This window comes from Bifidobacterium sp. LH_389, from assembly GCF_056357235.1.
In genome coordinates, this window is the sequence record NZ_JBKEVR010000028.1 from 1 (window position 1) to 9,813 (window position 9,813).

At 47.2% G+C, this 9,813-nt stretch carries 9 protein-coding genes and 1 pseudogene; all 10 read right to left on the reverse strand.

Translation table 11 applies throughout. The features are described 5' to 3' along the window. Positions 1-118 precede the first annotated feature (118 nt). Positions 119-313, reverse strand: a pseudogene (locus tag AC1AZA_RS11200) (ISL3-like element ISBlo6 family transposase); the annotation flags it as partial. A gap of 256 nt (positions 314-569) precedes the next feature. Then, the gene (locus AC1AZA_RS11205) at positions 570-1,529 is read right to left on the reverse strand and encodes a capsular polysaccharide synthesis protein (RefSeq protein WP_476514734.1); all 960 of its coding nucleotides are present in this window, start codon (positions 1,527-1,529) and stop codon (positions 570-572) included. Further along, entirely contained in the window at positions 1,526-2,566 is a 1,041-nt protein-coding gene (locus AC1AZA_RS11210) for a glycosyltransferase family 2 protein (protein ID WP_476514735.1), read from the reverse strand. The genes AC1AZA_RS11205 and AC1AZA_RS11210 overlap by 4 nt, the downstream gene beginning before the upstream one ends. A gap of 22 nt (positions 2,567-2,588) precedes the next feature. Continuing rightward, a complete protein-coding gene (locus AC1AZA_RS11215) occupies positions 2,589-3,590 on the reverse strand; it encodes a hypothetical protein (RefSeq protein WP_476514736.1) in 1,002 nt (333 codons plus the stop codon). Between the two features lie 208 nt (positions 3,591-3,798). Next, positions 3,799-4,614, reverse strand: a complete 816-nt coding sequence (locus tag AC1AZA_RS11220) for a DUF4422 domain-containing protein (protein WP_476514737.1) — start codon at positions 4,612-4,614, stop codon at positions 3,799-3,801. A gap of 92 nt (positions 4,615-4,706) precedes the next feature. Beyond that, complete coding sequence (locus AC1AZA_RS11225; RefSeq protein ID WP_476514738.1) at positions 4,707-5,951, reverse strand: nucleotide sugar dehydrogenase; 1,245 nt, start codon at positions 5,949-5,951, stop codon at positions 4,707-4,709. Between the two features lie 418 nt (positions 5,952-6,369). Further along, on the reverse strand, positions 6,370-7,842 hold the full coding sequence (locus AC1AZA_RS11230; RefSeq protein WP_476514739.1) for an ATP-binding protein: 1,473 nt from the start codon (positions 7,840-7,842) through the stop codon (positions 6,370-6,372). A gap of 209 nt (positions 7,843-8,051) precedes the next feature. Continuing rightward, positions 8,052-8,309, reverse strand: a complete 258-nt coding sequence (locus tag AC1AZA_RS11235; RefSeq protein WP_476514740.1) for an ATP-binding protein — start codon at positions 8,307-8,309, stop codon at positions 8,052-8,054. 414 nt (positions 8,310-8,723) lie between these two features. Then, positions 8,724-9,104 carry a type II toxin-antitoxin system PemK/MazF family toxin gene (locus AC1AZA_RS11240; protein WP_476514741.1) on the reverse strand — a complete coding sequence of 127 codons (381 nt, stop codon included), beginning with the start codon at positions 9,102-9,104 and terminating at the stop codon, positions 8,724-8,726. Further along, a complete protein-coding gene (locus tag AC1AZA_RS11245) occupies positions 9,101-9,361 on the reverse strand; it encodes an AbrB/MazE/SpoVT family DNA-binding domain-containing protein (protein ID WP_476514742.1) in 261 nt (86 codons plus the stop codon). Before AC1AZA_RS11245 ends, AC1AZA_RS11240 begins: the two co-directional genes overlap by 4 nt. Positions 9,362-9,813: the final 452 nt, after the last annotated feature.

The following is a 9,813-nucleotide window of genomic DNA, read 5'->3' on the forward strand; positions in this document are numbered from 1 at the left end:
ACCACCAGCGCCGGCCACGGCCGCACCTCGCCAAGGCCAAAGCGAAGCACGCCCATCACAACCAACCCGGACACGACCACATCAACCCCTCACAAGGTTGACAAAAACATAGGAACACCCCCCTGCGGCTGGTCTCGTCGATGCCGATGGCCTCCACGCCCGTGCAGCCATCGAGCTTGCGGGCCTCGTCCACCAAGCAGGTGATGAGGCGCCACAGACGAGTGTCAGTCTCGTCGACCTGCTGGGAGAGCGTGCCGGCCGGCAAGTGGCGGGCCATCTCCGCCGCCCATGCCTCGAACAGGAGTATGAACCCGCCTCGAAACCGATCCCGATATGCAACTCCCGCCCGGTCATCTCCTGCGTCGTGTAGCTCGACGGGCCCGACCTTCCAAGGCGTTTACAACTACCGAACCAGAGTGAACAGAGGAGTATTAATGCCCTCCCAACTTATTCTACCGGAACCACTACAAGCAAAACGCATCACCCATCACAAATGCAAAAGACCGACACTTCTTTACTTATCCCTATATAAACGAACGTGTATGATCAACGCAATTAAATATATTATATCAAGATACTTTTATATCAAAAAGAGATTTAATCGTAGGGGGAAAACTATTATCCCAATCATGCCTTGACAGTTTATATACCCAAGTGTCATCCTGTTTAATACAAGAAATATTAGCATTACCCCATTTGATTAAAAAAGAATGAAGACACTCACACCTTGTATTATTGTCGGGAATATTAACATATTCCTGATGAATTATATCAATTTTATCTCGAACAATCTTTGCAAAATAAAAGACAAGAAAATATTCACAGACGGATTGATACTTTTTAATGTATTCAACTAAAAGATCATACATAATATTAGCGAATAAAGCATTCGGTTGCGTTGCAAGAATATAGCTTTGCCATTCTTTTGCATCAACAATAGCTGAAGAAAAAGGGAAATCTTCATGTAAGCCCTTAACATTCCAAAATGGGTAAGAGAAAATGCTGTCATCTACTTTATTAGTAATTAGTATTGTCGCATCAACCCAGATGCCACCATGCTCTTTTAACAAGGCGAATCTAAGCACATCAGTGAAGAAAGCCGCAGAAATAGAACCATTTTTATGCATTAAGAGAACTTCTTCATCAATATGCACGAACTGATTGATATTGTCTTCGGTAACAAGAATCACGGGATGACCATTGGCCTTTTTTAAAAGATTAGAATATAAAGATCTGATCAACTCAGGCATTTGCGCTTCACCTTGGAGCCAGCAAAACCAAATTGGAGCATTATTAGGGTTAGTAAACGGTATAGCTTGTTCAGGCTGACAATTCCAATATTCAATTTTATCATGGAATTGATTTAAAAGCCATTTCATAAAAAATACAAAACGAAAATGGTTAAGAAAAGAAGAATGCATTCCACCGAACTTGGCTACTCGAAAATTATCTATTTGCTGTAAGAATTTTAAGAGTACATAAATTGGGCCTGGTCTAAGCATGGCAATTATTTTTTTCATAGCTTTCATGCCCTTCTATTTCCTAAGTGATTATCACAAAATTCAGTAACGTTCAATTGTAAGTGCCGCGTGTAAGCAATAAATGCCGTAGTATGAAATAATTGTCTTCTTATCGAATATAAAAACAACCTTTTTATAATCGGAAAATTATGAAAAGAGGATGTATTGATTGCATCCCTGAAGATAGGATAAGCAATAATAGATTTGATTAATTGAATTCGCTCATCATAAGAAAGATTTAAAAATGGGTGAAAAACATAATTAATAGAAATCAAAAGTAGGCGATCAAGGCAGTAAACGTGAAAAATATCCTCTTTAAATGACTGAGATTTATCCAAACGATCCTTTATGCAGATAATTGTATTTATGCAATTATCTATATATTGCTTGTTAAATGAACGAACGGCTGATCTACTGTTATAAATATATGAATATGTGTTGAAGTTTAATGTGACAAATCGAGCATTCTTAAGAGCGCATTGAATCAAAAAGTCCTGATCTTCTCCATTAATAAGCGCTTCATTAAAGAAAATATTGTTTGAAATTAAAAAATCCTTTTTAAAACATTTAGCCCAAACCGCCCCTTGATCTGAGCTTGGAGCAAGGATTGTTGAAATGCTGTTGTCTCTACTTATTATCTGATTAGACAATTTATAAAAAGATATTATATTCTTTTTTCTGTTATAAATACGGGTATGATTGCTGACGACAACATCAGCATCCATAGTTTCAGCAGTTGATATAAAATTCTTTATAGCGTCGGGTTCCATTTGATCATCGGCATCAACAAAAACAACCCACTTACCATTAGCATTTTTAATGCCATTATTTCTAGCCGCGGCAACACCTGCATGTTGCTGAGAAATGACACGCAATGAATCGTATTGTTCAATTAGGTTGATGAGATCCTGAGGTGAATCGCCATCAAGTATAACGATTGATTCACATTTATCATACATGTCTTGCGAAATAATAGAATCTATCGTCCGGATAAATTGAGTTATCGTCACTTTATGGACTGGGATAATTACAGTCAGCAAACACATGTTCACGGACCTTTCCTTTCAACTAAAACGATGGCCAAAACATTGATTGCATTTTCCATGCTAATATCGCATTAAATATGAGTATGACAGCTCCCAATACAGCAAACGATATTTTGCAAATGTTTTTATATTGTTTTACAGTCGACAAGAGCAATATATCATTAATAAGATTGACGAATAGTGGGAAACACAAAAGAAACATGATCGCTGCATAACGGCTTAATGATGTAAAACTAGCTAACGATCCAATATAAAAACAAAAAAAAGTTATTAAAAACTTTTCATAACTATTACTAAGAAGCAACTTTTCTTGTGTTATTCTATTCGTTATTTTTTGGAGAATGAATTTATAGAAGAAAAAAGCAATAGCTAATGTAAAGGGGATCGCTATACTAAAGGCTATCTGCATTCCCGAAGTATAGACTGTATAGTTCGATCCGCCAATAAAATAGTAGCTTATCTTATCATGTATGTCATGAATGAATACATTATCAGGCAATACGCTATATGCAATAGAACTTATTGGAACAGCAACCCATCCATATAATACCAAAATAATTTGAATCAAATATAATATATACCCATTTAATTTTGATATTAAATATATAAATAAAACAAATGCTGCTTGAATATGGAATAAGCAAGCAACCAAAATCAATACAGCACAAGTTATTTTTTTCTTATGTGCATATTCCATATATATAATTAAGGCGATACATATCGAAGTTGCAGACCAGCTTCTTACCCCAAAAATAATGCTAGGATAAAGCGGATAAAAGAAAACCAGCATTAATGCCAGATAAGTCGGCAATATCGTGTATTTTGAATATTTATATAATGTCCATGCAATAAAGCATAGTGACGAGTAAAAGCACAAAGCAGCAAATCCTTGCGCAAGATAGTACTGATGTGTTAGTCCAATCAGATATAAAGTAATTGCCGATAACGGACTAATACGATATGTTGGGTACTTAAAGAAATATGCAATCCCCTCAGTGTTTGATGCAATCATTTCTTGAGTCATGCGTTCTATATCATCGTAGATAGTTCGTCGAATAGTTATCGACAAGACTATCATTACAATGGTTAAGAAAACAAGGAAGAATATGAAACCTCTCTTTTTCTCTTTATGCTTACCTTTACAACAAATATGGAACCCGAAAAAGAATAACAAATATGTTAGAGGGAAAAAAACGAAATTAAATGGCATCATTATATCATCTCAACTTATGCTAAAAACTTTTTTCATACGTTTTTCCAGTAAACTTAGCTAAAATAAAGCTTTTCCCCTTTTCCCACCAATTCACAGGTTCTGGGCTTACAACCGGTAGTTCGGTATAACTGTAATGATTTGTTTGTAACCAAGGATCAAGAAGCCGCTCGCTTACTCGTCCTAGATAGCGTGCATGAAAAGAATCATATTGAGACGGATTAAGACGCCGCTCCAACTCAAATAAAATCGGAAACATCCAAGCACAATACGCGTTAAACTTTTCGGAGCTCATAATGAACATGTTGAAAATATGAGCACCGCGTGCTTTCATCAGATCATCCCATGCAGAAATATATTCCGGAGCAAGATCACTCAAGACTTCACGACATTTGTCAAATTGCACGGCGTGAAATGTATGGCTATAATGCGAATACACGGTTTCGATGTAATAATTACGTCGCTTTGCAACAATAATATCATGATCTTTCAGTAAGCTAGCTACTTCCTTGTAACTGACTATACGATCAAAGCGATCACGCGCTGTTATTCTCTTCCAGATATTCGCTGTAGCCAAATGTCGACGGTAATGTACCAAACCTTTATAAGCTGCATGATTATTTTTCCAAAGCCAATATAAGCCGGTTAGTTCGGAATAATAATTATTACGATCGGAAATATTATCTCCTGTATTATCGCCTGCTATATCTGTACAGATATCTGGATGTAATGCTGCACCCACATGAAGCGGCATATACATCATGTCCTTCGGCATATTGTAAGGCTTATGCGTTGCCACTGCTACACAAATATCTGGATTATCCTTCTCAGCACTCATTAAATTTATCCTGTTATTAACTGCGGTAGAATCTTCCACAAAAACTGATATTCCTACAAATGAAAGTTACAAAATATTCAGGATGGGTAATGCTAATCACGCTTAAACAAATCGCGTGTATAAACTTTGCTCTCAGCATTGGAAAGCTCGCCGTTCCAACGGTTCGCCACGATCACGTTCGCTCTCTTCTTGAAATCTTCAAGATCATGCGTCACCTCGCTGCCGAAGAAATCGGGAGCATTAAGCGTGGGTTCGTACACCAGGACCGTCACGCCCTTGGCCTTGATGCGCTTCATCACACCTTGAATGGAGGACTGTCGGAAATTGTCGGAACCACTCTTCATCGTCAGGCGGTAAATGCCCACCACGGGATTACTTACGTCCTTGACGCGCTCGAGCACCTCCTCGGCCACGAAGTCCTTGCGGGTGCGGTTCGCCTCCACGATCGCGCCGATCAGGTTCTGCGGCACGTTTGCGTAGTTCGCCAGCAGCTGCTTGGAATCCTTCGGCAGGCAGTAGCCGCCGTAGCCGAAGCTCGGATTGTTGTACTTGTCCTCGATGCGCGGGTCCAGACACACTCCCTTGATGATCTGCCCGGCATCCAGACCGCGGGCCTCCGCATAGGTGTCCAGCTCGTTGAAGTACGCCACGCGCAGCGCGAGGTACGTGTTGGCGAACAGCTTGATCGCCTCGGCCTCGGTGCAACCGCACACCAGTTGTGGAATGCCATGGGAGCCATCGGCATTCACGCGGTCCTGCTCCACAGGATCCGCTCCCTGGGCCAGCAGACGGGCGAACTCATGAGCGGCCGCGGTTGCTTCCTCGTCATCCACCGGAGCTCCGGCCACAATGCGGGATGGATGCAGGTTGTCGTACAGAGCATGGCCCTCGCGCAGGAACTCGGGGGAGAAGATGATGCGCCTGTCGCCGGTCTTCTCGCGCAGGCTGTCGGTGTACCCCACGGGAATGGTGGACTTGATCACGATCCACGCGGTCGGATTCACCTCGCGGATGGCATCCACGGCCGCCTCCACGCTGGAAGTATCGAAGTAGTTCTTCTTCGGATCATAGTTCGTCGGAGTGGCCACCACCGCAAAATCAGCACCACTGTAGGCGCTCTTCGGGTCCAGGGACGCGGTGAAGTTCAGCGGCATGGTGCCGTTCGTCTTGCCGTCCAGAAACCGGGTGATCTCCGAGTCCACGATCGGGCTCTTCCCGGCGTTGAGCATCTCGACCTTCTCCGGCACGACGTCCAGCGCGTGCACTTCATTGTGCTGCGACAGCAACAGCGCCACGGACAATCCCACGTAGCCGGTACCGGCAACCGCAATCTTCATAGTTCTTCCCCCCATTTGGGTTGGTTCTGCTGAGCGTGCCGCCTACAGGCAGCACAATACGTACAAGTATAGGGCAGATATCAGTCCGAGTTTCATGGTATGGCCGGAAGCTCCGGGAGATTTCGGAGGGTAAACCGTTTTCCGCGAGTGCCCATGGTGCGTTCCTGCTGTATGTTAGCCAACAAGTCGGGGCTGAGAAGGGCAGCCGTTGAACGTGGCGACAGGGCAGCGGTCCCTTGGGCATAATCGCAAGCTGCGGCAATTTTCTTGGTCTATCGGAGTCAGGCAAATACGAGGCAAATAAATTTTTGGCGGAATTTCAACGTTTTTCTGATTTTAGGGCGTGTGGAAGCAAATACTAGGCAAATAAAACCGGGGTGCAGGTGCAAGGTGCTATAAGTTTACTTCGCCCCCCTGCTTAGTTGCGTGAACCTGCCACCCAGCCCGGAACATACCTCTTTTTCTTGTTCGGCGCTTCAGCGTCAACCGGGCGAATTTCCCCTCTGACGATGCTGTCGGCGATGAGTCTGGAAATCTGCGAACTAGAAGTTGCAGCCAGGCCGAAGCGGGCACGCAGCGACGCGTTGGTCAGTGCGTCCCCATTGGCGTACTGCACACATGCGTGCCAGTAGCATGCGTGCAGGCGTTCTTCAACGGTCAGATCCCTGTATGGACGTCTCTGAAGCAGTCTCACGCGCATACTGGGTGCATCGCCCCTTGTTTCCTGAATCTCCGGGGCTGGCAGTTGTGCGTTTTCGCAGGAACGGATGATTTTGTCCCAACCGGACCCGGCTTCCTCGCAAATGTGCAGGCGACGGGCAAGTTTTGCCAATTTGGGGTTTCGGGCCTGAGGCGGGTCATTGACCAGACGCGGCACCTCGATGAGTGATGCGCCAGGATTCGTGAATTCCACACGATTATCAAAAATCTCCAGCAAAGGGCCGCTCCCTCTCACGGTGAGATCCTGATGAATGAGCATGTTGCCTAGTAATTCACGTATGGCTAGCTCTGGATAGCCGCTGACGGTTACGCGAAGGCCTTTGTCGATTTCCTCGCGCTCGGGCAGTAATGCTTGCAGGTAGTCCATAATGGCATCGATATTGGCGTATCCTCCGGGAAATGTCTTGGACCTTGTGGCGGACAATCTGTCGTTCCCTGCGTATCGTATGGCGCGTATCGCTTTGCGTGATACGGTTTCAAAGTCATCCATATCCACGGCGAACAGGAGTGCGCCCAGATTGGTGATCGCGTATTGCCCGCTGTCCAGTGTTTTGAGGATGCCGTCGACCTCAAGGTAATGGAGTATCTCAGACCCATTCTCCGGAATGGGAATGCCTGTTTGCATAAAGTAACGCGCCCAGTCGAGCTTGGACAGCACCTCATCGCGATTGAGCCAGCGCAGCGCAATTTGGTCCTCAAACGCACCGGAGCGTGTCAGATCCCAGAGACGTTGTTCTCGCTGGGAGTTCCTCTTGAGTGGCTGCGTTGAAGTACCGGATCGGATGTACTCAACGTTATCGAAGGCAACGGGATAGCCAACGGCCGGCCAAATCCGCAGAATGACAACGGTCTTGCCATCAACCTGAGTTGTGATGAAATGAAATTCCGCATTGGCGGACAGTTTCACCCGAAGCCACAGCTCCAATTCCTGATTGCCTCGCTTGGCCGTAAGCGGATTGAAGGAAGTGCCGACAATACTGTGCGTACCGTCCTCTACGCCCCACAGCATATAGCTGTATTCCTGTCCCTCTACAGCCGCGGCGTTGGCCAGTGCGGCTATGTCGCGGCCGATCATTTCGAAGCGGGCATTGGAGTCCTTGAACTCTATGGTTTGCGTCTCCGTGACGTTCTCTACCAGATGCCTGACAAGCGCTACGTAGTCCTCGGGCATCGTCTCGCCTCACTTTCGTCATGCTGATTGCTTGTTCCAGTCTACAGACCAACGATCTTCAGGCAAATACGAGGCAAATAAATTTTTGGCGGAATTTCAACGTTTTTCTGACTTTAGGACGTGTGGAAGCAAATACTAGGCAAATAAAACCGGGGCGCCTGTGCGGAGCGTTCCTGCTCGAGCGGCGCCCCGTGTGGTTGACTGGTCGTTCACGACGCCTGGTACGTTTGCCGGGGGCTTTTGAACTTGTCGGAGGCAAGAGTGCGGTCGGTGGCCTCCAACGTTGTACGGAACTCGCCTCTACCGTTCTCGAACAGGGGATCCGGCAGGCCTGCTTCGGCCATCAGTCGTCGCATCGTCGGTATGCCGGAGTACCGGTTCTCGGTCAGGCCCAGAACCTCCATGGCGTTGGCGATGACCGGATTGCGCGTATCCGGTTGGACTTTTCCGAGCTGGCTGACCGTCAACCGCCCATACAGTCCCCGGGATTGGTGATTGCCAGCCGGTTTTCGAACATTTGCAGCTGAATCGGCATTCCCCGCGTGTGAATGCTGTAATCCCGGTGGGTGAGGGCATTGAGCACCAGTTCGCGAACCGCCTCGATCGGGCATTCGGTTTTGTCCTTTCGTTCACCAGTGGTGGGGATATTACGGTTTTGGCCCTCATGTTCCTGCGCGCAAAGGCGACGGCGCCCCGGAGCTGTTCTCCCAGATTGCCTTCTATCCGGGCATTGTCGAGGAGGCGTTCGCCGTCGTTGCTAATGACGCCGACATCCGTGCCCGGAATGCGGGTGGCAATTGGGGGATACGTCTGATTGCATTGCTCCGCTGCGTGTTTCATTGAATCCTGCACGTCGTATACGCCGACGACCGCGAAGTCGTCTATGCGTAATCCGGGATGACCATCATTCCGGGCTGAATATAGCAGCTGATGAGGGTTCCGATGATCTGGTCCATGTCATCGTCCTTGAGCCGACCGATTTTGGCGGGATTGCGCGCGTCGAGATCAAGGGCGCGAATCTGCTCAACCTGTGCGTAGCCATCGATCCAGCCATTGCCGTCATCACGCCGGACCGCGGTGATGGGCAGATGCAGTTCGAAGTCGCCCCTGCCGTGCGAAATCGCGATGACAATGGTGAGGCTGCAATTTCGGTTGAAATCGTCATTGCTCACTACTACCACGGGATGGCGTTTCTTTTGTTCATGGCCCTTTGAGGGGTCAAGGTCGGCCAGGAGAACGTCTCCGTATTTCCAAGCGGTCATAGGGCTTCCTCACCTGCGGGCGGTCCTGCGAGCTCCTCGGTGGCCTTGTATTCCTCGGTACGGTTGCGGAACACGTCGGCGAGGCGCGGAACCCGGATGACCCTTACGTTGGTGTGAATCGGGCGAAGCACGATGGCTCCATCCTTGACGGTCGCCTCGATACGTGAGCCATCGGGCATGCCCACCTGTTCTCGCATATCCTTGGGCAGGCGCACGGCCTGGGCGTTGCCCCACTTGCTGAGTGTCAGCGTGGTCATGTTCGTCACCTCCTAAAGCGGATAATGCGTTAATGCGTATATCCCAGTATATACATTGCGTATGGTGCCGACACAATAGCGCCACTCGTAGCGAGAGTTTATGCGGCATGAATTGTTGGGGACACGCCGGTGGGGATTGGTTTTTGGTGGTGCGTGTCGGGTTTTCTGGGGTTATTGTGGTGGTGTGGGTCGTGTTTTGCCCGTGTTGCGACACGCCGTGGGTTTGGCTTGGTTGCGGGGTTTTCGGGGGGTGTCCGTGTGCCCGGTTTGCGTGTGGGGCGGGTTTGGGGTAGGTTGTTCTTTCGCTGCCGCATGGCGGTCTGCTTCTCTTCGGGGTTGCGGGTTGGTTGTGCGTGTGTGGTGGTTTGAGAACTCAAGAGTGTGTTTGTACTGCTTTTTTATGCAAGTCTTTTGATTGCCAGTCCGATGCCCGCCCGTGGGTTGTCCGGTTT